We start from the raw sequence: 20,025 nt of genomic DNA, 5'->3' as shown, positions 1-20,025 counted from the left end.
GCCTCTTCGCGGGCAAGCCCGCTCCCACAGGGTTCTGGGTGATGTTGAAATAGTAGGCACACCAAAAATCATTGTGGGAGCGAGCTTGCTCGCGAAAGGGCCGGAACTGTCGACATCAATGCCGGATCAGCTTGCTGCGCACCTGCTCCATGATTACCTGATCCAGCTCAGTCCAGAACACCTGCTTGCCGGCAATCTCGGCAGCAACCGGCAAACCATCTTGATACACCAGCCGATTACTCACCAACGCCGGCACTTTCGCCCCTGGCAACAACGTCCCTGCCAGGTTCAGCGGATCAACCCCGCACACCGCAACCAGACTGCCGTCATGCGCCCGGCGCCGAACCTCGCGCAGCAATGGAATCGCCTCCGGCAAGGCAAACTGCTCCCCCGCCAGACCACTGACAAAGCGCCCGCCGCGTATCTCGCCACGGGCTTCCAGCCGATGAAACGTGCGCAGCAATTCGCGCCAGCTCGGCAGCCAATCCGCTTCGCGCTCCAGCAGGCGCCAGAACACCACGCCATAGCGGCGCAGCAACGTCATGGCGACATGTTCGAGGGTTTCCGGTGACGCTATCTCAGCGCTTTCCTGCCGTGGCCCGCGGCGCAACAATGCCCAGCGCCCGGCATCGTCCATGCCACCGACAAACGCACCGCGCCCACGACGACTGCTGCGTTGCTGGCGCTTGCTCGCCGGGGTGATCAAGGCGCGCAAGCCGGCGAAGCTGTCGGCGTTTACCAGGCCGGCGCCGACCAGTTCCTGCAAGGCGATTTCCAGCTCGGTGCGCAGCAGATGCGCCTCGTGAATCAGCTCATCGAAAAACAGCGCGCCGTGCTGACTCAGCGCCTCATAAACCTTTTGCGTTTTCGGCGACAGTTCACTGACCGGCGTCTGCTCGGCCAGTCCACTCCACAGCCCGACCTGACTGCGCGGCAGCAGCACAATCGGCGTACTGCGCAACGCCGTGCCGCTGACTTTCTGTCGGGCGCTGAGGCGCGTCCACACCAGTTTGCCGTTGCGACACAGCTCATCCAGCCAGCTCGGCGAATAATCTTTCAGACGCGCCGGGAGAAGGTCGCTGTCCCACGCCGAAGCCGCTGCCGGGTAACCTTCGAACTGGCCGACAATCGCCGGCAGCACCGCGTGGCCCTGACCGCGCGTAGCAGCGGACAGGTGCTGCCAGTCGAACAGAAAGCGCATGAAATCCTGCAACGCCACCGGCTCGATTTCCCGGCGCAGACGCTTGACCGTGTAGCGATGAATGCGCGCCAGCAGATGTCGTTCGCACCATTCTTCAACTGCTTCGCCCGGAGTGAAATGACCACGCAGCACATAGCCTTCGCGCTCCAGCCGGGCGAGCGCTTGTGCGACTTGTGCAGTGGACAGCGCCAGCGGCTCGGCAATTGCCGGGAGCGGCAGCGGGCCGAACGCACCGAGGCGTGCGCGGACCACTTCGACCAGCGCGTCCTCGAAGGTCCACGGCTCCTTGAAGCCGGGCAGAGCCTCCTGCGGCGGGTGTAGCGTGGCGTGTGGATAAAGCGCCTGCAGGCAGGTCAGGCGTTCGCGTGCCAGCCACAACGAATGTTGAGGGTTGAGCTTCAGGCGACAGGCTCGACCACTGTCAGTCAATGTATCCAGCCATTCGCGCCAGGAGGCGTTGACCTGCGCCTCCGCCTCGCTGGCGCAGGCCAGGCTCATCAGCGCCTCGTGCATTTCATCGACGTTGGCCGGCGTCGGCCACGCTTCCTCGCGCACCGCGTTGATGGCGTCGGCGTCCAGTGCCCCGAGATCATCGGTGGATTGCGGATCGCTCCAGCGTCGGTTGATCACCGCTTGGGTGCGGCGTTCTTCCAGCGGTGCATCGTCGAGAAAGCTGTACGGTCGCGCACTGAGAATTTCCGCCGCCAGCGGCGATGGTGCCGGCAGATCGCGGCTGATCAACCGCACCTCGCCACGCTCCATGCGCCGCAGCAGCGTGAGCCAGCCGGCGCTGTCCATGGCCTCGTGCAAGCAATCGTCGAGGGTCTGTTCCACCAGCGGATGCTCGGGAATTTCCCGTTCGCCGGCGAGGTTTTCCAGGCAGGCGATCTGATCGGGGAACACGCTGGCGATGAGGTCTTCGCTTTTCATCCGCTGCAACTGCGGCGCGACTTTGCGCCCGCCGGTAAAACGTGGCAACGCCAGGGCCACGCCGGCATTCCAGCGCCAGCGCACGCCGAACAGCGGCGCGTCGAGAATCGCCTGAATCAGGATGTGCTCGGCGCTGTTGCTGTGCAGGTACCGCCAGACATCATCCAGTTCGAAACTGTGGCTGGTGGACAGCGACAGGACAATCGCGTCTTCGCTGGCGGCTGCCTGCAACTCGAAGTTGAACGTGCGGCAGAAACGCTTGCGCAAGGCCAGGCCCCAGGCTCGGTTGATGCGGCTGCCGAACGGTGAATGGATGATCAACTGAGTACCGCCGGACTCATCGAAAAACCGCTCCATCAGCAGCGTGTCCTGCGAGGGCAGGGCGCCGAGGGTCAGGCGAGCGCGGGCGAGATACTCCACCAGTTGTTCGGCGCTGGCACGGTTCAGGCCGAGGGTTGCGGTCAGCCAGTCGAGCGCCGGTTGCAGATCGCCGGGGCGGACGCCAAGCAGCTCGTCGAGGGTCGCTTGCAGGCGCGCCACCGCCGCCGACAATTCATCGCTGCGCCCCGGGGCTTCGCCGAGCCAGAACGGAATGGTCGGCGGCTGGCCCTGGGCATCCTCGACCCGCACCTTGCCGGTTTCCACCCGCAGGATGCGGTAGGAGGTATTGCCGAGCTGGAACACATCACCGGCGATGCTTTCCACGGCGAAGTCTTCATTGACGCTGCCGATGTTCAGACCCTGCGGTTCGAGCAACACGCTGTAGTCGGCATTGTCGGGGATGGTGCCGCCACTGGTCACGGCGGTCAGTTGCGCGCCGCGACGGCCACGCAGGGTGCGGCTGACGGCGTCGCGGTGCAAGTAGGCGCTGCGGATGCCCTGACGACCGTTGTAGCCTTCGGCGAGCATGGTCAGCAGCGCCTGATAGTGTTTCTCGTCGAGATCGCGGTACGGCGAGGCTTGGCGGAACAGCGCGAGCAAAGCGTCTTCGGGCCACTCCTGACAACTGACTTCGGCGATGATCTGCTGCGCCAGTACATCCAGCGGCGCTTCGGGGATGTGCAGGGTGTCGAGTTCGCCACGGCGCACGCAGTCGAGCAGCGCGGCGCACTCGATCAGGTCGTCGCGGGTGGTGGCGAACAAGCGGCCCTTGGGCGTGCCGCCGACCTGGTGCCCCGAGCGACCGACTCTTTGCAGAAACCCGGCAATCGAACGCGGCGAGGCGATCTGGCAGACCAGATCGACTTCGCCGATATCGATGCCCAATTCCAGTGAGGCCGTGGCGATCAGCACTTGCAGTTCGCCGCGCTTGAGCCGCTGTTCGGCGTCGAGGCGGAATTCCTTGGCCAGACTGCCGTGGTGCGCGGCGACTGCGTGCTTGCCGAGGCGCTCGCTGAGGTGGCGGCTAAGGCGTTCCGCCAAGCGCCGGGTATTGACGAAAATCAGCGTGGTGCGGTGCTCGCGGGCCAGTTCGGCGAGGCGGTCGTAGACCAGTTCCCAGACATCGTTGGCCATCACTGCCGACAACGGCACCGGCGGCACTTCGATGCCCAGATCCCGTGGCCGGGCGTGGCCGATGTCGATGATCTCGCAAGGGCGATCGGTGCCGACCAGAAACCGTGCCACGGCATCGATCGGCTTCTGTGTGGCGGACAAGCCGATGCGGGTCAAGGGTTCGGCGCACAGCGCCTGCAGGCGCTCGAGGCTCAGCGCCAGATGACTGCCGCGTTTGCCAGCCGCGATGGCGTGGATCTCATCGATGATCACCGTGCGTGTGCTGCCGAGCATTTTGCGTCCGGATTCGGAGCCGAGCAGCACGTACAGCGATTCCGGCGTGGTTACCAGAATGTGCGGCGCACTTTTGCGCATGGCGGCGCGGTCTTTCTGTGGCGTGTCGCCGGTGCGCACTGCCGTGGTGATCTGCAATTCGGCCAGGCCCATCTGGCGCAACTGCTCGCTGATTCCGGCCAGCGGATTTTGCAGGTTGATGCGGATGTCGTTGGACAGCGCCTTGAGCGGTGAAACGTAGACCACCAGGGTTTCGTCGGGCAGGCCCTCGGGGTTTTCCAGGCCACGGTGGACGAGGTCGTCGAGCACCGCGAGAAACGCGGTGAGGGTTTTACCGGAGCCGGTGGGCGCGGCGATCAGCGTCGAGCGGCGCTGGCGGATCAACGGCCATGCGCGGGCCTGGGCGGCGGTGACCGACGGGAAGGTGCTGCTGAACCAGGCGCTGACGGCGGGGTGAAAGCCAGTCAGGGCGGCGTCCTTGGGGATGGGCAGATTCATGCTCAAGTTATGCGGGTGGGGGCGGCAAGATGCAAGTACCGCTGGGGGATCTGCGCTGTTCATCAGGGCCTCATCGCTGGCCAGCCAGCTCCCACAGTGTTTGTTGTTGTTCAAAAGTTCGGCAATCAACACTGAACCCTGTGGGCGCTGGATTGCCAGCGATGGAGCCAGTTGATTCAGCACAATTCCCGGCGATCTACACTTTACGGGTGACGGTTGCGCACTAAACCCGCAAAATGCAACGATTCCGGCAATTATCGATGACGGTGTCACCCGCACCGTCGCTAAAGCCATCGTTCCAATCAGACTGGGCCTGCTGACTCTATGCGAATGCGCCTTATGTTACTGGGCGGCGGAAATGCCCTTGGGCAGGCGCTGATTCGCCTCGGTGCGGAAGAAGACATCGGTTTCCTCGCCCCCCGCCCGCCAGAAGACGGCTGGGATGCCGCGAGCCTGACGCAACTGCTCGACGATACCCGTCCGGATGCGTTGATCAACCTCGCCTACTATTTCGACTGGTTCCAGGCCGAGACGGTCAGCGAAAGCCGTCTGGCCGGCCAGGAACGCGCCATCGAGCGGCTGGCCGAACTGTGCCAGCACCACAACATCATTCTTGTGCAACCGTCCAGTTACCGAGTGTTCGACGGTTCGCGGGCGACTGCCTACAGCGAAAAAGACGAGCCGGTGCCGCTGGGCCTGCGCGGTCAGGCGCTGTGGCGCATCGAGCAAAGTGTCCGCGCGACCTGCCCGCAACACGTGTTGCTGCGCTTCGGCTGGCTGCTCGACGACAGCCCTGAAGGCACCCTCGGACGCTTCCTCGCCCGCGCCGAACAGCCAGATGAATTGCTCATGGCCGATGATCGCCGGGGCAATCCGACCCCGGTGGACGATGCGGCGCGAGTGATCATTTCGGTGCTCAAGCAACTCGATTGCGCGGCGCCGCTGTGGGGCACTTACCATTACGCCGGCCACGAGGCGACCACACCGCTGGCGCTCGGCCAGGCGATTCTGACCGAAGCACGCAGCCTGCATCCGCTGGCGATCGAAGCACCGACCGCTCAGGCCCATGCCGCGCGGCCGGATGCCGCCGAGGAACCGCAGCACGCGGTCCTCGCCTGCAAGAAAATTCTGCACACTTTCGGGATCAAGCCTCGCGCCTGGCGCGCCGCACTCCCGGCTTTACTGGATAGGTTTTATCGTCATGGCTGAAGGCCCTGTTTTAATCACCGGCGGCGCCGGTTTCATCGGCTCCCACCTGACGGATGCATTGCTCGCCACCGGCCATTCGGTGCGGATTCTCGATGATCTGTCGACCGGCAAACGCAGCAACCTGCCGCTGGACAACCCGAAGGTCGAACTGATCGTCGGTGACGTCGCCGATGCCGCGCTGGTCGCGCAGGCCATGCAAGGCTGCAGCGCCGTTGCGCATTTGGCGGCAGTCGCTTCGGTGCAGGCGTCGGTGGACGATCCGGTGAAGACGCACCAGAGCAACTTCATCGGCACCCTGAATGTCTGCGAAGCCATGCGCCAGGCCGGGGTCAAGCGTGTGCTCTACGCGTCGAGCGCAGCGGTATACGGCAACAATGGCGAAGGCGAGTCGATTGACGAAGACACGCCAAAAGCCCCGCTGACTCCGTATGCCTCGGACAAACTGGCCGGCGAACACTACTTCGATTTCTATCGTCGCCAGCATGGTCTGGAGCCGGTGATCTTCCGCTTCTTCAACATCTTCGGCCCACGCCAGGATCCGTCCTCGCCGTATTCCGGGGTCATCAGCATCTTCAGCGAGCGGGCGCAGAAAGGTCTGCCGATCACCGTGTTCGGCGATGGTGAACAGACCCGCGATTTCCTCTATGTCGAGGATCTGGTCGATGTGCTTGTGCAGGCAATCGACAAGCCTGAAGTGGAAGTGGGCGCGATGAACGTCGGCTGGAATCAGGCGATGAACCTCAAGCAGATGTTGCAAACGCTGCAGGAAGTGGTCGGCGAACTGCCACCGGTCAGCTATGGCCCGGCGCGCGCCGGTGACATCCGTCATTCGCGGGCGAACAACGCGCGTTTGTTGCAACGCTTCAAGCTGCCAGAGCCGACGCCGATGCGTGTGGGGCTGGCGCGGTTGCTGGGACGCTAAATCGAAAAAACAAAAAAGGCGCCTTTGCAGGCGCCTTTTTTGTGGGCGGGGTATCGCTTTAACGCTTGTGCAATCCCTGTGGCGAGGGAGCTCGTCGAATCGTCGCACCGTCCCGCTCGACTGCGCAGCAGTCGCAAATTCAGTCAACGCGGTTTTTCTGAAGCACCGCTTTTGCCTTGTTCAGGGCTGCTTCGCAGCCCAGCGGGAGCAAGCTCCCTCGCCACATTAGCCCGCATTCACCACCACGCGAATGTTCGAATGTTGCTTAGAACTTGTAGCCCAGACCCACCATGTACACAAACGGATCGACATCAACATTCACCTTGGCACGGGTGCCCGGTGCCACGGCGTTGTTCTCGACGGTGGCGCGAGTATCGATGTCGATGTAGCGCACCTGGGCGTTGAGCATGATGTTGTCGGTCAGCATGTAGTCGGCGCCGACCTGCCAGGCCAGGCCCCAGGAGTTTTTCGCTTTGAAGTTGCTGAAGCCGTTGGACTGGGCTTCGCTGCCGACGTGCTCGTCGTAGATCCAGGTGTAGTTGATGCCGCCGCCGATGTAAGGCTGGAACGGCGATTTCGCATCCAGCGGGTAGTACACGACGCTGAGGGTGGGCGGCAGGTGTTTCAGGGTGCCGAGTTTGCCGTTGGCCGCTGGCAGTGCGGTGCCTTTGATTTTTACGTCATGCTCGAACGGCGAGGCGGCCAGCAACTCGATACCGATGTTGTTGGTCAACATGTAAGCGAAGTTCAGACCCAGTTGGGTGTCGCTGCTCATGGTCGCCTTGCCGCCCAGGTTGGTGCCGCTCAACGGACCCTGATCGACTTTGACACTGGAGCTGTCGGCCTTCGGGTTGACGGTGATCGCACCGGCGCGAACGATGATGTCACCGGCTTCGTGGGCGTGGGCGAGCGGGGCTGCGAGCGCGACTGCAAACAGCGAGGCGCTGAGCAAGGACTTGTTCATGGGAGCTCCAAAAGGACGTTAAAAATGTCTGATGTCCTATGGTATGAAGCCAACTGATACGGTCTTTTGACTCAGCTCAATGAAACAGTGATGCCCCGGTTTTTTGTGGAACCTTGGCCGGCCCCTTCGCTGGCAAGCCAGCTCCCACGGGTTTCGTTGGTGTTCAAAAAATGGGTGAACGACTCGATCACTGTGGGAGCTGGCTTGCCAGCGAAGGGGCCATTAAAAACATCACAGAAGTGCCGGAACTACTCCGGCAGCTCATACACATAAATCTTGTCCGCCGCCATCTGATACCCGGCATCGGCCAGTTCGCTGGTGGATGCCTTGACCTGCAACGGTCCCTCGACCCAGTACGGCTGATACAGCTCGTCGAGCTTCACGCCCAGCTCGCTTTTCACATGCACGATCTGGTTCGACGGCGGTGGCGGCACGTGGATGCAGGCGCCGAAGTACGGCACCAGCAGGAAGTCGGTGGTGCGTCCTTCTTCATTGACTTCCAGCGGCACGATGTAGCCCGGCAGGCGGATGTTCTTCCCATCGAGACTTTGCACGACCGGCGCGTTGGGCATGTCCTGTTTCGCCGCTGGCGCCGACTCGGCGGAGAGCGCGTCGCCCATCTTCGACAGGTCGTGCAACGGCGTCATGTTCGGCACCTCCGGCGCGGCGTCCGGCGGGATCATCTCCGACCAGGTCAGGTCTTTCGGTGCCGCTGCCCACACGGGCAGGGCGACCAGCAACAGCAGCGCAAGCACAGCGCGGGGCATGGTGAACATCCTCATAAACGGATCGACAGGCCATCGGCCAAGGATTGGCGATACGCGCGCCAGGCCGGCACGCTGCCCATCAGCAGCGCGGCCGCCAGAATGCCACCGAGCAGCGTCCATTCATACTCGCTCGGCCACGCCAGCGGCAGATACAGCCCGTAATTGGCCTGCACGTAACCCTGCGCGGCGGCGATGCCGAGGTACAGCAACGCCAGTCCGGCGATTACGCCGGTCAGCGCCAGCGCGAAAGCTTCCAGCACCAGCAGACTCGCGATGTGCCACGGTCGCGCGCCGACCGAACGCAAAATCGCCATCTCGCGGCGGCGCTCGTTGAGGCTGGTGAGAATCGCCGTGAGCATGCCGATCAACCCGGTCAGCACCACGAACAGCGAGACCACGAACAGGGCCTTTTCAGCGGTGCTCATCAGGCTCCACAGCTCCTGCAAAGCCACGCCCGGGAGGATCGCCAGCATTGGCTCGCCCCGGTATTCATTGATCTCGCGTTGCAGGGCGAAGGTGGAAATCTTGCTATTGAGGCCGAGCATGAACGCGGTGATCGCCTGTGGCGTCAGATCCATGTTGCGTGCCTGATCCGCCGTGATTCGGCCGTTGCCGCGTGCCGGCACGCCGTTGTGCCAGTCGATGTGAATCGCCTCCATGCCGCCGAGGCTGATGTGCAGCGTGCGATCTACTGGCGTGCCGGTGCGCTTGAGAATGCCGACCACGGTGAACGGTTTGTCATCGTGCTTGACCAGACTGATCGCCGCTACGCCGTGGGCCAGCACCAGTTGGTCGCCGAGCTTGTAATGCAGCGCTTCGGCGACTTCGGCGCCGAGCACCACTTCGAACGGGTCGGTGGCGAAGGCACGGCCGTCGGCCAGTTCCAGATGTTGCTGACGACCGTACTGGTAATGCTCGAAATAGGCTTCGGTGGTACCCATCACCCGGTAGCCGCGATGGGAGTCGCCGAGGGACATCGGGATCGCCCACTTCACTTTCGGGTTGCTGGCGAAGTGTTCGAAGCTGTCCCAGCGAATGTTGTTGGTCGCGTTGCCGATGCGGAACACCGAGTACAGCAGCAGGTTCACCGAACCGGAGCGGGCGCCGACGATCAGGTCGGTGCCGCTGATGGTGCTGGCGAAACTGGCTTTGGCCTCGGTGCGCACGCGCTCGACCGCGAGCAACAGGCACACCGACAGGGCAATGGCGAACGCGGTGAGCAGGGCGGTGAAGCGGCGGTTGGCCAGGCTGGCCATGGCCAGACGAAACAGATACATCTCAGACCTCGGCAGACGTGGCGGCGCGATTGAGCTCGGCCAGGGACAGGTGACGGTCGAACAGCGGCGCCAGGCTCTGGTCGTGGCTGACGAACAACAGGCTGGAGCCGGCCTCGCGGCATTCGGCGAACAACAGACGAATGAAGTTTTCCCGGGCGTCGTAATCCAGCGCCGAGGTCGGTTCGTCGGCGATCACCAGTTCCGGCTGGCCGATCAACGCACGAGCGGCGGCGACCCGTTGCTGCTGACCGATCGACAGCGAATCGGCGCGACGGCCGAGGATGCTTTCATCCTTCAGACCCAGGTGGGCGAGCAGGGTGGCGGCAGCCTGGTCGACGCTGCCATGACGCTGTTTCGCCCGCTCGGCACGCAGCCTGGAGAAGTGGCAGGGCAACTCGACGTTCTCGCGCACCGAAAGAAACGGCAGCAGGTTGAATTGCTGGAAGATGTAGCCGGTGTGATCGACACGAAAGCGGTCGCGGGCGCCGGCACCGAGTTCGGTCAGTTCCTGGCCGAGCAGGCGAATGCTGCCGCGCCCGGGCTTCTGCACGCCACCGAGCAGGCCGAGCAGGGTGGTCTTGCCACTGCCGCTGGGGCCTTTGAGGAACAGGGTTTCGCCGGGCTCCAGGCGAAACGCCGGGATGTCCAGCAGCGGCGGGTGGCCGGGCCAGTTGAAGCCCAGGTCGGACAGTTCGATGAGTGCTTGGGTCATGGCACCAGTTTCATGTTTGATCACGGGCCCGTGTAGGAGCTGCCGAAGGCTGCGATCTTTTGATCCTGTTTTTAAGGCAAGATCAAAAGATCGCAGCCTTCGGCAGCTCCTACAGGGGATATTTCAGGCAGTCAGAATTTCAGGGCGGCAGCCTTGGCGGTCACTTCGGTGCCTTGCTGGCCGCTCGGGCCGATCAGTTGTACCTGAATTTTCTGGGTCGCCGGGAAGGTATTGAAGAGGTTCGCCAGATCCAGGGTCTTCAGAGCACCCGGGGCCGCGCAGCTGAATTGATAGTGGGCGTGGATTTCGCTGTGATCGTGGTGATGCGCTTCACCACCCTTGGCATCTTCGTCGTGGTCATCATCGTCATGCTCGTCGGCCGCCGGCTTGTCGCCGAACAGCGGACTTTGCAGTTCCTGGCTGGTGACCTTGCAACCGGCGGCGGCCGGCAGGCTGAACAGCGCCAGCGGGTTTTCCAGTTTGGCGCGGGCGGCGGCGACCTTGGCCTTGTCGGCGTCGCTGGTGGCGGCATGTTCGAAGCCCACCAGGTTCATCGCCGGGCTTTCCAGTTCCAGCTCCAGGGTCTGGCCGTCGAGTGCGGCGTTCAGTCGACCGACGCCATGTTCGTGGGCACCGAGGCTGCCGTGCTCGTGATCATGATCGTGCTCATCGGCGGCATGGGCGATGGCCAGCGGCAACAGGGCAAACGGCAAAGCGAGGAGCAGACGACGCATGGCGGTCTCCGGGAAGTAAAGTGAAGAGTTTGTTATGTAATCTTATAACGAAAGTGCGCAGAGTTTGCCCGTGCGCTTGGCGTTGCACAAGTCCCGTGGGAGCATGCAGGTCAGAAATGTGCAGGAGCGAAGCAGATGTTGCGGATACGCGGAACCGTTGGCGCGACCCCGGTGGATTTGACGGTGGAGCTGGATGACAGTGATTGGGCGAAGCTCGGCGCAGCCCTTGGCGCGCAGCCGCAGGGTGATCAGCCTGAAGCGGCATTGAGCACGCCGGCAGCGAAACCGCTCAACCAGGACGATGCGTTGTGGCAGGTTGCGCAGGATCTGTTGCGCAAGGCCGGGCAGCTCAGCGGGCCGGATCTGCTGGAGCAGCTTGAGGGATTGACTGGCAGCGCCTCGGCGGGCAAGCGCTTGCTGGTGCGCTTGCGCCACAGTTCACAGGTGAAAGTGGCGAGCGGCGGGGATACACCGCTTTACAGTTGGATCGAGTGAAACGAAAAAGATCGCAGCCTGCGGCAGCTCCTACAGTTTCATCCATGTTTTGCGGATGAACCTGTAAGAGCTGCCGCAGGCTGCGATCTTTTGATCTTAATAAAGCGCAGCGAACACCTTACGGCGGTATGCAGTCACCAGCGGATGATCATTGCCCAACAGTTCGAACACCTGCAGCAAGGTCTTGTGCGGCAGGCCTTCACCGTAGCTGCGGTTACGGATGAACAGCTTGAGCAAGGCCTCCAGCGCCGCTTCGTATTGCTGACGCGCCAGTTGCTGGATCGCCAGTTGATACACCGCTTCGTCGTCCTGCGGGTTCTGTGCAAGGCGCGCCTTGAGGTCGGCGGCATCCGGCAGGTCGCGGGCCAGGCCAAGGAATTTGATCTGCGCTTTGGCGCCGGCCAGTGCAGCCTTGTGCTCATCGCTCTTGACTGCGTCGAGCACGGTTTGCGCCTCACCCAGTTCGCCGCGTTCGGTCAGGCAGCGGGCGTAGAGGATCAGCGCTTTGGCGTTGCTGTTGTCTTCGGTGAGCATCACCACCAGCGCGGCTTCTGCTTCCGCGTAACGACCTTCATCGAACAGTGCCTGAGCCTGTTCGAACGGATCGGCGGCGGCCGGCGGCGGCATCTGCACATGCGGTTCGAGCAGGGCACGCACGGCCGACTCCGGCTGCGCACCGGCAAAACCGTCGACCGGTTGGCCGTCCTTGAACAGCACCACGGTCGGCAGGCTGCGAATGCCGAAGCGGGCGACGATGTCCTGTTCAATGTCACAGTTGACCTTGGCCAGCAGCAGTTCGCCCTGATAGCTCTCGGCAATACCTTGCAGCATCGGCATCAACGCCTTGCACGGCGCACACCATTCGGCCCAGAAATCCACCAGCACCGGTTTGTTGAAAGAAGCTTCGATCACCGACTGGTCGAAATCGGCAGTCGTGGCGTCGAAGATGTACGGCGTTTGCTGACTCATGGGGGATCTCGTAAAAGCGTGGATGGGGCAACTATACGGCTTGGCGGGGTGTGGCCGGAAGCGGGGCAGATTTGAGAGGTGTACCGCTAGGCAGGACGCCATCGCTGGCAAGCCAGCTCCCACAGGATTCTGTGTCGTAGAAGAAATGTTGGTTCGACTCGGTCACTGTGGGAGCGGGCTTGCCCGCGATGCTTTTGGTTAGCGCCGCGCATGGTAAAGACTGACATGTCTGAACTCTTCCGGCTCCGCCAGATCCGGCAAGGTCATCGCCTCAAGCATTTCGATCCGCTCATACAGCGGATGACGAAAGTCGCGAACCCGCGAATCCGCCACCAGCGCCTCACGGCCACGGCTGAGAAATGCATCGAGTAGCGGCAGGTTCTCGCGGTCGTAGAGCACGTCCGCCACCAGAATCAGATCAAAGCGATCAGCCTCGGCAAAGAAGTCCGTCGAATAACTCATCTGCACATCATTGAGTTCAGCGTTGGCCCGACACGCAGCAATCGCCAGCGGATCCAGATCACAGGCCACCACTTCCAACGCCCCGGCCTTGACTGCCGCAATCGCGGCGATCCCGGAGCCGGCGCCGAAATCCAGCACCCGTTTGCCACGCACCCACTCGGGAAACTCCGCCAGATAACGCGCCACCGCCAGGCCGCTGGCCCAGCAGAAGCTCCAGTAGGGCGGTTCGTGGAGGATGCGCCGGGTTTCATCCGGGCTGAATTCGCGATCCATGTTATCGCCGTCGATCAGCCACAACTGCAAATCGGTGCCCGGCAATCCGCAGGCCTTGAGCCGCGCATCACCGAGCAATTCACCCAGCGCCTGTTGCAGCTCGAGCGGTACGATCATGGTGCTTTGACAAATTGCAGCTGGCCCAGCGCCTGAGTGGTCGGCTGAGTAATGGTTTGCGACGGCAGGTGCAGGATCAACTGGCCCGATTGCGTGGCACGACCGCGCAGTTCAACCCGTGCGCCAGCCGGAAAGGCTTCCGGATTGAAGCGCAGGCGGAACGGCAGGATCTGGTTGTTGCCAATCAGGCTGGAACTGGCGAGCAATTGCTGCGGACGCGATTTTTCATCGATCACCAGCAGCGCCAGTTCGACTTCGGCTCCGGCCGGCACGCCTTGCAGGGTACCGCTCAGTTCCCGTTGATAGGCAGGCAGCGGACCCAGGTCGGCGGCTTCTTTGGCTTTTTTCTGCGCCTGTTGCGGCGCCGGGCCTGGTGTTGGCGGTTGCGGTTTGGGTTTATCGCTACCGCAGGCCACCAGCAGGGCGAAAAGACTGAGCAAAACGAGCGGTCGTAGCGACATTGGCAGCTCCAGAAAATGAAATCCGTGGATCAAACGATCATGGCAGTCTGTATACCGCAAACCCTATGGCTTGTCTTGCCACCGGGATGCGCTACCATGGCCCTCCCTTTTTTTGTTGCCAGCCACCATGCACTGTCCCTTCTGCGGTGCCAACGACACCAAGGTCATCGACTCGCGTCTGGTCGCCGAGGGCGAACAGGTGCGCCGCCGGCGTGAATGCCTGGCCTGCGGCGAACGTTTCACGACATTCGAGACGGCCGAACTGGTGTTGCCGCGCCTGATCAAAACCGACGGCAGCCGCCAACCGTTCGACGAAGAAAAACTCCGCGCCGGCATGCAACGCGCGCTGGAGAAACGTCCGGTGAGCGTCGAGCGTCTCGAATCCTCCCTGGTCCACATCAAGCACAAGCTGCGCGCCACCGGCGAGCGCGAGGTCAAATCCCTCGTGGTCGGCGAACTGGTGATGGCCGAGCTGCAAAAGCTTGATGAAGTCGCCTATATCCGTTTCGCTTCGGTATACCGACGCTTTCAGGACCTCAACGAATTCCGCGAAGAGATCGACCGCCTCGCCCGCGAACCGGTGAAAGAATGACCAGCGCCGCCGAGCAGGCGATCCTTGACGCCCGTTTCATGGCCCGCGCGCTGGAACTGGCGCGCAAGGGCCACTACACCACCCATCCCAATCCCCGGGTTGGCTGCGTGATCGTCAAGGACGGGCAGATTGTCGGCGAAGGCTTTCACGAGCGTGCCGGCGAACCCCACGCTGAAGTCCACGCCTTGCGCGCAGCCGGTGAGCTGGCCCGGGGCGCCACGGCTTACGTGACCCTTGAGCCGTGCAGCCACCATGGCCGCACGCCGCCGTGCGCCGATGCGCTGGTAAATGCCGGAGTTGCCCGGGTGGTCGCCGCGATGCGCGATCCGAATCCGCAGGTCGCCGGACGTGGCTTGCAGCGCCTGGCCGATGCCGGCATCGCCACCGAAAGCGGCGTGCTGGAAGCTGAAGCACGTCAACTCAATCAAGGTTTTCTGAAACGCATGGAACACGGCTTGCCGTTCGTGCGGGTCAAGCTGGCCATGAGTCTCGACGGTCGTACGGCGATGGAAAGCGGCGAAAGCCAATGGATCACCGGTCCAGCGGCGCGTTCCGCCGTGCAGCGTCTGCGCGCGCAGGCTGCTGTGGTGCTGACCGGGGCCGACACCGTGCTGGCCGACGGTGCGCGCCTGACCGTGCGCGCCGACGAACTGGGTCTGGATGCCGAGCAAACGGCACAGGCCATGAGCCGTCCGCCGCTGCGGGTGCTGATCGACGGGCGCCTGCGGGTGCCGCTGGATGCGCCGTTCTTCAAGGCCGGCCCGGCGCTGGTCGCCACCTGCATGGCGGTCGAAGAGCAATACGCCAATGGCCCGGAGTGTCTGATCGTGCCGGGCGATGACGGTCAGGTCGATCTGCATCAGTTGCTGATCGAACTGGCCAACCGTGGCGTCAACGAAGTGCTGGTCGAGGCCGGCCCGCGTCTGGCCGGCGCGTTCGCGCAGCGTGGTCTGGTCGACGAGTTCGTGATCTTCATCGCCGGCAAGTTTCTCGGTTCCACGGCGCGGCCGCTGCTGGACTGGCCGCTGGCCTATATGAAGGACGCTCCGGAGCTGAAAATCACTGAAATCCGCGCGGTTGGCGATGACTGGCGAGTCACTGCGACGCCAGTCGTTTCGGCGAGCGTATAATTCCCGGCCATCGCCTTAGCGCTGGCTTCGTTCTCAAGGAGAACCCCATGTTTACCGGCATCATCGAATCCATCGGCAGTATCCGTGCACTGACCCCCAAGGGCGGTGATGTGCGGGTGCATGTCGAAACCGGCAAGCTCGACCTGAGCGACGTCAAACTCGGCGACAGCATCGCCGTCAACGGCGTGTGCCTGACCGCGGTTGAATTGCCGGGCAACGGTTTTGCTGCTGACGTCAGCCGCGAAACCCTCGATTGCACCGCGATGAATGACCTGAAAAGCGGCAGCCCGGTCAATCTGGAAAAAGCCCTGACCCCGACCACCCGCCTCGGCGGGCATCTGGTCAGCGGTCACGTCGACGGTGTCGGCGAAGTGGTGTCGCGCAGTGACAATGCCCGCGCCGTGGAATTTCGCATTCGCGCGCCGAAAGAACTGGCCAAGTACATCGCCCATAAAGGCTCGATCACCGTCGACGGCACCAGCCTGACCGTGAACGCGGTGGATGGCGCCGAATTCCTGCTGACGATCATTCCGCACACCCTGAGCGAAACCATCATGGCCTCCTACAAGCCAGGCCGCCGGGTGAACCTGGAAGTCGATTTGCTGGCGCGTTATCTGGAGCGTTTGCTGTTGGGCGACAAGGCTGCAGAGCCGACGTCCGGTGGTATCACTGAAAGCTTTCTGGCCGCCAACGGCTACCTCAAATCCTGACTGAAGGGGGTGCCTTGTGGCGCTCAATAGCATCGAAGAACTGGTTGAAGACATCCGCCAAGGCAAGATGGTCATCCTCATGGATGACGAAGACCGCGAGAACGAAGGCGACCTGATCATGGCCGCCGAATGCTGCAAGGCCGAGCACATCAACTTCATGGCCAAGCACGCCCGTGGCCTGATCTGCATGCCGATGAGCCGCGAGCGCTGCGAGCTGTTGAAGCTGCCGCTGATGGCGCCGCGCAACGGTTCCGGTTTCGGCACCAAGTTCACCGTGTCGATCGAAGCCGCCGAAGGCGTCACCACCGGTATCTCCGCCGCCGACCGTGCGCGCACCGTGCAAGCGGCGGCGGCCAAAGATGCCAAGGCTGAAGACATCGTCAGCCCGGGCCACATCTTCCCGCTGATGGCCCAGGCCGGCGGTACGCTGGCCCGTGCCGGCCACACCGAAGCCGCCTGCGACCTGGCGCGCATGGCCGGTTTCGAGCCAAGCGGGGTGATCTGCGAAGTGATGAACGACGACGGCACCATGTCCCGTCGCGCCGAGCTGGAAGCGTTTGCCGCCGAACACAACATCAAGATCGGCACCATCGCCGACCTGATTCACTACCGGATGATCCACGAACGTACCGTTCAGCGGATTGCCGAGCAGCCGCTGGACAGCGAACTGGGCCAATTCAACCTGGTGACCTATCGTGATTCGGTAGAAGGCGACGTGCACATGGCGCTCACGCTGGGCACCGTTTGCGCCGAGGAACCGACCCTGGTTCGCGTGCACAACATGGACCCGCTGCGCGACCTGCTGATGGTCAAGCAACCTGGCCGCTGGAGCCTGCGTGCCGCGATGGCTGCGGTGGCCGAGGCCGGCAGCGGTGTGGTGCTGTTGCTCGGGCACCCGCTTGATGGCGACGTGTTGCTGGCGCACATCCGCGAAACTGCTGATCAGGCGGCGGTGAAAAAACCGACCACCTACAGCATCGTCGGTGCCGGTTCGCAGATCCTGCGTGACCTCGGTGTGCGCAAAATGCGCCTGATGTCGGCGCCAATGAAATTTAATGCGATATCCGGTTTCGATCTGGAAGTTGTAGAATACGTGCCCTCCGAATAATGACCCGGTGAATTCGGCATTGTTGATGTAGATCCTTGTGGTGAGGGGATTCATCCCCGACGGGCTGCGTAGCGGCCCTATTTGGTTGGGACTGCTGCGCAGTCCATCGGGGATGAATCCCCTCGCCACAGGGTGTAGTCGAACAGCAATGCGGTGTTTCCGGTCATGAATTTGTGGCTAATATCACTGAGGGATGCGTACGAGACGCGTCCCGGCTCTTTAAGAGATCTGACGAATGACCCTGAAGACCATCGAAGGTACCTTCATCGCCCCTAAAGGCCGCTACGCTCTGGTAGTGGGCCGTTTCAACAGCTTCGTGGTTGAAAGCCTGGTCAGCGGTGCAGTTGATGCCCTGGTTCGCCACGGCGTGAGCGAAAGCGACATCACCATCATCCGCGCACCTGGCGCCTTCGAAATCCCGCTGGTTGCGCAGAAAGTCGCCCAGAAAGGCGAGTTCGCAGCCATCATCGCCCTCGGTGCGGTCATTCGTGGCGGCACTCCGCACTTCGAATACGTGGCAGGCGAGTGCACCAAGGGTCTGGCCCAGGTGTCCATGGAATTCGGCGTACCGGTCGCGTTCGGCGTCCTGACCGTTGACTCCATCGAGCAAGCCATCGAACGTTCCGGCACCAAGGCCGGCAACAAAGGTGCTGAAGCTGCCCTGTCCGCTCTGGAAATGGTCAGCCTGCTGGCGCAGTTGGAGGCCAAGTGATTAGCGACGATAGCGATCGTTTCAACCCGCGCGATCCGAAACCTGCGGATGCCGGCAAGCCATCGAAGAGCGCCAAGCGCCGCGAAGCCCGTCAGCTCGCGACTCAGGCCTTGTATCAGTGGCACATGGCCCGGCAATCGCTGAACGAGATCGAAGCGCAGTTTCGCGTTGATAACGATTTCACCGATGTCGATGGCGCCTACTTCCGCGAGATCCTGCACGGGGTTCCGCAGTTCAAGACTGAAATCGACACCGCGCTCAAGCCATGCCTGGACATCGAAATCGAAGAGCTGGACCCGGTTGAACTGGCGGTTCTGCGCCTGTCCACCTGGGAACTGCTCAAGCGCGTTGACGTGCCGTATCGTGTGGTGATCAACGAAGGTATCGAGCTGGCGAAAGTCTTCGGTTCGACCGACGGCCACAAGTTCGTCAACGGCGTACTCGACAAGCTGGCTCCGCGCCTGCGTGAAGCTGAAGTGAAGGCGTTCAAGCGCTGATACGCGCTTGAGACCTCATGGGCGAGTTTGAGCTGATCCGCAATTTCTTCGCCGCCGCGCCTTGTGCGCAGGGCGGCGAGGGCGTTGCTCTGGGGATCGGCGATGACTGCGCCTTGCTGGCGGTTCCCCCCGGGGAACAGCTGGCGATTTCCACCGATACGCTGGTGGCCGGCGTGCATTTCGCCGACCCTTGCGATCCGTTTCTGCTCGGTCAGCGCTCGCTGGCCGTCGCGGTCAGCGACCTGGCCGCCATGGGCGCCACGCCCGTTGCCTTTACCCTTGCCCTGACTGTGCCGACGGTGACCGCCGATTGGCTGCAAGCCTACGCCCGCGGTTTGAACCGCATGGCGCAGAGCTGCGGCATCGCGCTGGTCGGCGGTGACACCACGCGGGGGCCGTTGAGCCTGACGGTGACCGTATTCGGTCGCGTTCCGGTCGGGCAGGCCTTGACCCGCAGCGGCGCACAACCGGGCGATCTGCTCTGTGTTGGCGGTGAGCTGGGCAATGCCGCCGGGGCGTTGCCGCTGGTGCTTGGCCAGCGCGAGGCCGAAGCAGATATCGCCCAGCCGTTGCTCGATCATTACTGGTCGCCGCAACCGCAACTGGCGCTCGGTCAGGCCTTGCGTGGCAAGGCCACATCGGCCCTCGATATCTCTGACGGCCTGCTCGCCGACTGCGGGCATATCGCTCTGGCTTCGGGGGTTCGACTCGAAGTTGAACGCGAGCGCGTACCGTTGTCCGATGCTTTAGTGGCGTTTCTCGGTCAGCGTGGTGCCGAACGGGCAGCGTTGAGCGGCGGCGATGACTATGTGCTGGCCTTCACGCTACCGTCCGTCGAGTTGCCGGCGCTGCTGGCCGATGGTTGGCCGATCCATGTGATCGGGCGTGTGGCGCAGGGCCAGGGTGTGGTGCTGCTGGATCGCGAAGGCCACGATATCACCCCGCAAATCCGCGGTTATCAACATTTTCAGGAGACACCGTGACAGATCACCCGAAACAGGTTCCGGCCGAATTCGTTCCGCCGTCGGTCTGGCGCAATCCCTGGCATTTCCTCGCGTTCGGCTTTGGCTCCGGCACCTTGCCGAAAGCACCGGGCACGTGGGGTTCGTTAGTTGCGCTACCCTTTATCCCGTTGTGGCAGATGCTGCCCGACTGGGGTTACTGGCTGATGCTCGGGATCACCATGCTGTTCGGCTTCTGGCTGTGCGGCAAGGTTGCCGACGATCTGCGGGTGCACGACCACGAAGGCATCGTCTGGGATGAAATGGTCGGGATGTGGATCACCCTGTGGCTGGTGCCGGAAGGCTGGTACTGGTTGCTTGCGGGGTTCCTGATGTTCCGCTTCTTCGACATTCTCAAGCCATGGCCGATCCGCTGGATCGACCGGCATGTCCACGGCGGCGTCGGCATCATGCTCGACGACGTGCTGGCCGGCGTGTTCGCCTGGCTGGCGATGCAGGGACTGGTGTGGATTTTCGCCTGATCCGGATCGTCAGG

The 20,025-nt window shown here is 62.7% G+C and carries 20 protein-coding genes; 11 read left to right on the top strand and 9 right to left on the bottom strand.

All coding sequences use genetic code 11. From position 1 onward, the window contains the following. Positions 1-115: 115 nt before the first annotated feature. Positions 116-4,417 (bottom strand): DEAD/DEAH box helicase, encoded by a 4,302-nt coding sequence (locus AC193Q_RS16940; protein WP_483878628.1) that lies wholly within the window; start codon positions 4,415-4,417, stop codon positions 116-118. A 324-nt stretch (positions 4,418-4,741) separates the two neighbouring features. On the opposite strand from AC193Q_RS16940, the gene AC193Q_RS16935 reads away from it, so the two are divergent. Continuing rightward, the gene (locus AC193Q_RS16935; protein WP_041074483.1) at positions 4,742-5,626 is read left to right on the top strand and encodes a sugar nucleotide-binding protein; all 885 of its coding nucleotides are present in this window, start codon (positions 4,742-4,744) and stop codon (positions 5,624-5,626) included. Continuing rightward, positions 5,619-6,548, top strand: coding sequence for an NAD-dependent epimerase/dehydratase family protein (locus tag AC193Q_RS16930; RefSeq protein ID WP_121187436.1), 930 nt, complete (start codon positions 5,619-5,621; stop codon positions 6,546-6,548). Before AC193Q_RS16935 ends, AC193Q_RS16930 begins: the two co-directional genes overlap by 8 nt. A 265-nt stretch (positions 6,549-6,813) precedes the next feature. On the opposite strand, the gene AC193Q_RS16925 is transcribed toward AC193Q_RS16930, so the two are convergent. The 5 genes from AC193Q_RS16925 to AC193Q_RS16905 all read right to left on the bottom strand — a co-directional run bounded on the left by AC193Q_RS16925 (position 6,814) and on the right by AC193Q_RS16905 (position 11,002). After that, complete coding sequence (locus AC193Q_RS16925; protein ID WP_041074487.1) at positions 6,814-7,512, bottom strand: OmpW/AlkL family protein; 699 nt, start codon at positions 7,510-7,512, stop codon at positions 6,814-6,816. 248 nt (positions 7,513-7,760) lie between these two features. After that, positions 7,761-8,279 carry a DUF3299 domain-containing protein gene (locus tag AC193Q_RS16920; protein WP_121187838.1) on the bottom strand — a complete coding sequence of 173 codons (519 nt, stop codon included), beginning with the start codon at positions 8,277-8,279 and terminating at the stop codon, positions 7,761-7,763. Positions 8,280-8,290: 11 nt separating this feature from the next. Continuing rightward, on the bottom strand, positions 8,291-9,556 hold the full coding sequence (locus tag AC193Q_RS16915) for an ABC transporter permease (protein WP_108183943.1): 1,266 nt from the start codon (positions 9,554-9,556) through the stop codon (positions 8,291-8,293). A 1-nt stretch (position 9,557) separates the two neighbouring features. Further along, positions 9,558-10,268 (bottom strand): ABC transporter ATP-binding protein, encoded by a 711-nt coding sequence (locus tag AC193Q_RS16910; RefSeq protein WP_003228669.1) that lies wholly within the window; start codon positions 10,266-10,268, stop codon positions 9,558-9,560. 131 nt (positions 10,269-10,399) lie between these two features. Continuing rightward, positions 10,400-11,002: a DUF2796 domain-containing protein gene (locus tag AC193Q_RS16905; RefSeq protein ID WP_121187434.1), complete on the bottom strand. Its 603-nt coding sequence runs from the start codon at positions 11,000-11,002 to the stop codon at positions 10,400-10,402. A gap of 135 nt (positions 11,003-11,137) precedes the next feature. Between AC193Q_RS16905 and AC193Q_RS16900 the strand changes: the two genes are divergently transcribed. Further along, complete coding sequence (locus AC193Q_RS16900) at positions 11,138-11,497, top strand: hypothetical protein (protein ID WP_095668197.1); 360 nt, start codon at positions 11,138-11,140, stop codon at positions 11,495-11,497. Positions 11,498-11,593: 96 nt separating this feature from the next. On the opposite strand, the gene trxA is transcribed toward AC193Q_RS16900, so the two are convergent. The 3 genes from trxA to AC193Q_RS16885 all read right to left on the bottom strand — a co-directional run bounded on the left by trxA (position 11,594) and on the right by AC193Q_RS16885 (position 13,779). Further along, a complete protein-coding gene (gene trxA, locus AC193Q_RS16895) occupies positions 11,594-12,466 on the bottom strand; it encodes a thioredoxin (RefSeq protein WP_041074494.1) in 873 nt (290 codons plus the stop codon). Between the two features lie 198 nt (positions 12,467-12,664). Continuing rightward, on the bottom strand, positions 12,665-13,318 hold the full coding sequence (locus AC193Q_RS16890; protein WP_047296870.1) for a class I SAM-dependent methyltransferase: 654 nt from the start codon (positions 13,316-13,318) through the stop codon (positions 12,665-12,667). Beyond that, on the bottom strand, positions 13,315-13,779 hold the full coding sequence (locus tag AC193Q_RS16885; protein ID WP_041074498.1) for a YbaY family lipoprotein: 465 nt from the start codon (positions 13,777-13,779) through the stop codon (positions 13,315-13,317). The genes AC193Q_RS16890 and AC193Q_RS16885 overlap by 4 nt, the downstream gene beginning before the upstream one ends. Before the next feature lie 127 nt (positions 13,780-13,906). Between AC193Q_RS16885 and nrdR the strand changes: the two genes are divergently transcribed. The 8 genes from nrdR to AC193Q_RS16845 all read left to right on the top strand — a co-directional run bounded on the left by nrdR (position 13,907) and on the right by AC193Q_RS16845 (position 20,011). Continuing rightward, complete coding sequence (nrdR, locus tag AC193Q_RS16880; protein WP_003228656.1) at positions 13,907-14,371, top strand: transcriptional regulator NrdR; 465 nt, start codon at positions 13,907-13,909, stop codon at positions 14,369-14,371. Then, positions 14,368-15,501, top strand: coding sequence for a bifunctional diaminohydroxyphosphoribosylaminopyrimidine deaminase/5-amino-6-(5-phosphoribosylamino)uracil reductase RibD (gene ribD / locus AC193Q_RS16875; RefSeq protein WP_121187431.1), 1,134 nt, complete (start codon positions 14,368-14,370; stop codon positions 15,499-15,501). The genes nrdR and ribD overlap by 4 nt, the downstream gene beginning before the upstream one ends. A 47-nt stretch (positions 15,502-15,548) precedes the next feature. Next, complete coding sequence (locus tag AC193Q_RS16870) at positions 15,549-16,211, top strand: riboflavin synthase (protein WP_007955571.1); 663 nt, start codon at positions 15,549-15,551, stop codon at positions 16,209-16,211. A gap of 16 nt (positions 16,212-16,227) precedes the next feature. Then, complete coding sequence (gene ribBA / locus AC193Q_RS16865) at positions 16,228-17,319, top strand: bifunctional 3,4-dihydroxy-2-butanone-4-phosphate synthase/GTP cyclohydrolase II (protein WP_007966103.1); 1,092 nt, start codon at positions 16,228-16,230, stop codon at positions 17,317-17,319. Positions 17,320-17,554: 235 nt separating this feature from the next. Continuing rightward, on the top strand, positions 17,555-18,031 hold the full coding sequence (gene ribH, locus AC193Q_RS16860) for a 6,7-dimethyl-8-ribityllumazine synthase (protein ID WP_003228649.1): 477 nt from the start codon (positions 17,555-17,557) through the stop codon (positions 18,029-18,031). Then, entirely contained in the window at positions 18,028-18,528 is a 501-nt protein-coding gene (nusB, locus tag AC193Q_RS16855) for a transcription antitermination factor NusB (RefSeq protein WP_047296866.1), read from the top strand. Before ribH ends, nusB begins: the two co-directional genes overlap by 4 nt. A 17-nt stretch (positions 18,529-18,545) precedes the next feature. Next, positions 18,546-19,511, top strand: a complete 966-nt coding sequence (gene thiL, locus AC193Q_RS16850; protein ID WP_095668201.1) for a thiamine-phosphate kinase — start codon at positions 18,546-18,548, stop codon at positions 19,509-19,511. Next, a complete protein-coding gene (locus AC193Q_RS16845; RefSeq protein ID WP_003228639.1) occupies positions 19,508-20,011 on the top strand; it encodes a phosphatidylglycerophosphatase A family protein in 504 nt (167 codons plus the stop codon). The genes thiL and AC193Q_RS16845 overlap by 4 nt, the downstream gene beginning before the upstream one ends. Positions 20,012-20,025: the final 14 nt, after the last annotated feature.

It is taken from the genome of Pseudomonas sp. F2 (genome assembly GCF_057174385.1).
The sequence above is the reverse complement of the archived record's forward strand: the minus strand, read 5'-3'. Positions and strand labels throughout refer to the sequence as shown.

What these genes read in the sequence shown, in the direction of transcription:
- AC193Q_RS16905 (WP_121187434.1), bottom strand. Translation starts at nt 11,002, where the DNA reads ATGCGTCGTCTGCTCCTCGCTTTGCCGTTTGCCCTGTTGCCGCTGGCC.
- trxA (WP_041074494.1), bottom strand. Translation starts at nt 12,466, where the DNA reads ATGAGTCAGCAAACGCCGTACATCTTCGACGCCACGACTGCCGATTTC.
- ribH (WP_003228649.1), top strand. Translation starts at nt 17,555, where the DNA reads ATGACCCTGAAGACCATCGAAGGTACCTTCATCGCCCCTAAAGGCCGC.
- AC193Q_RS16930 (WP_121187436.1), top strand. Translation starts at nt 5,619, where the DNA reads ATGGCTGAAGGCCCTGTTTTAATCACCGGCGGCGCCGGTTTCATCGGC.
- AC193Q_RS16935 (WP_041074483.1), top strand. Translation starts at nt 4,742, where the DNA reads ATGCGAATGCGCCTTATGTTACTGGGCGGCGGAAATGCCCTTGGGCAG.
- AC193Q_RS16870 (WP_007955571.1), top strand. Translation starts at nt 15,549, where the DNA reads ATGTTTACCGGCATCATCGAATCCATCGGCAGTATCCGTGCACTGACC.
- AC193Q_RS16885 (WP_041074498.1), bottom strand. Translation starts at nt 13,779, where the DNA reads ATGTCGCTACGACCGCTCGTTTTGCTCAGTCTTTTCGCCCTGCTGGTG.
- AC193Q_RS16920 (WP_121187838.1), bottom strand. Translation starts at nt 8,279, where the DNA reads ATGCCCCGCGCTGTGCTTGCGCTGCTGTTGCTGGTCGCCCTGCCCGTG.
- AC193Q_RS16915 (WP_108183943.1), bottom strand. Translation starts at nt 9,556, where the DNA reads ATGTATCTGTTTCGTCTGGCCATGGCCAGCCTGGCCAACCGCCGCTTC.
- nrdR (WP_003228656.1), top strand. Translation starts at nt 13,907, where the DNA reads ATGCACTGTCCCTTCTGCGGTGCCAACGACACCAAGGTCATCGACTCG.
- AC193Q_RS16900 (WP_095668197.1), top strand. Translation starts at nt 11,138, where the DNA reads ATGTTGCGGATACGCGGAACCGTTGGCGCGACCCCGGTGGATTTGACG.
- AC193Q_RS16925 (WP_041074487.1), bottom strand. Translation starts at nt 7,512, where the DNA reads ATGAACAAGTCCTTGCTCAGCGCCTCGCTGTTTGCAGTCGCGCTCGCA.
- AC193Q_RS16940 (WP_483878628.1), bottom strand. Translation starts at nt 4,417, where the DNA reads ATGAATCTGCCCATCCCCAAGGACGCCGCCCTGACTGGCTTTCACCCC.
- ribD (WP_121187431.1), top strand. Translation starts at nt 14,368, where the DNA reads ATGACCAGCGCCGCCGAGCAGGCGATCCTTGACGCCCGTTTCATGGCC.
- thiL (WP_095668201.1), top strand. Translation starts at nt 18,546, where the DNA reads ATGGGCGAGTTTGAGCTGATCCGCAATTTCTTCGCCGCCGCGCCTTGT.
- AC193Q_RS16890 (WP_047296870.1), bottom strand. Translation starts at nt 13,318, where the DNA reads ATGATCGTACCGCTCGAGCTGCAACAGGCGCTGGGTGAATTGCTCGGT.
- AC193Q_RS16910 (WP_003228669.1), bottom strand. Translation starts at nt 10,268, where the DNA reads ATGACCCAAGCACTCATCGAACTGTCCGACCTGGGCTTCAACTGGCCC.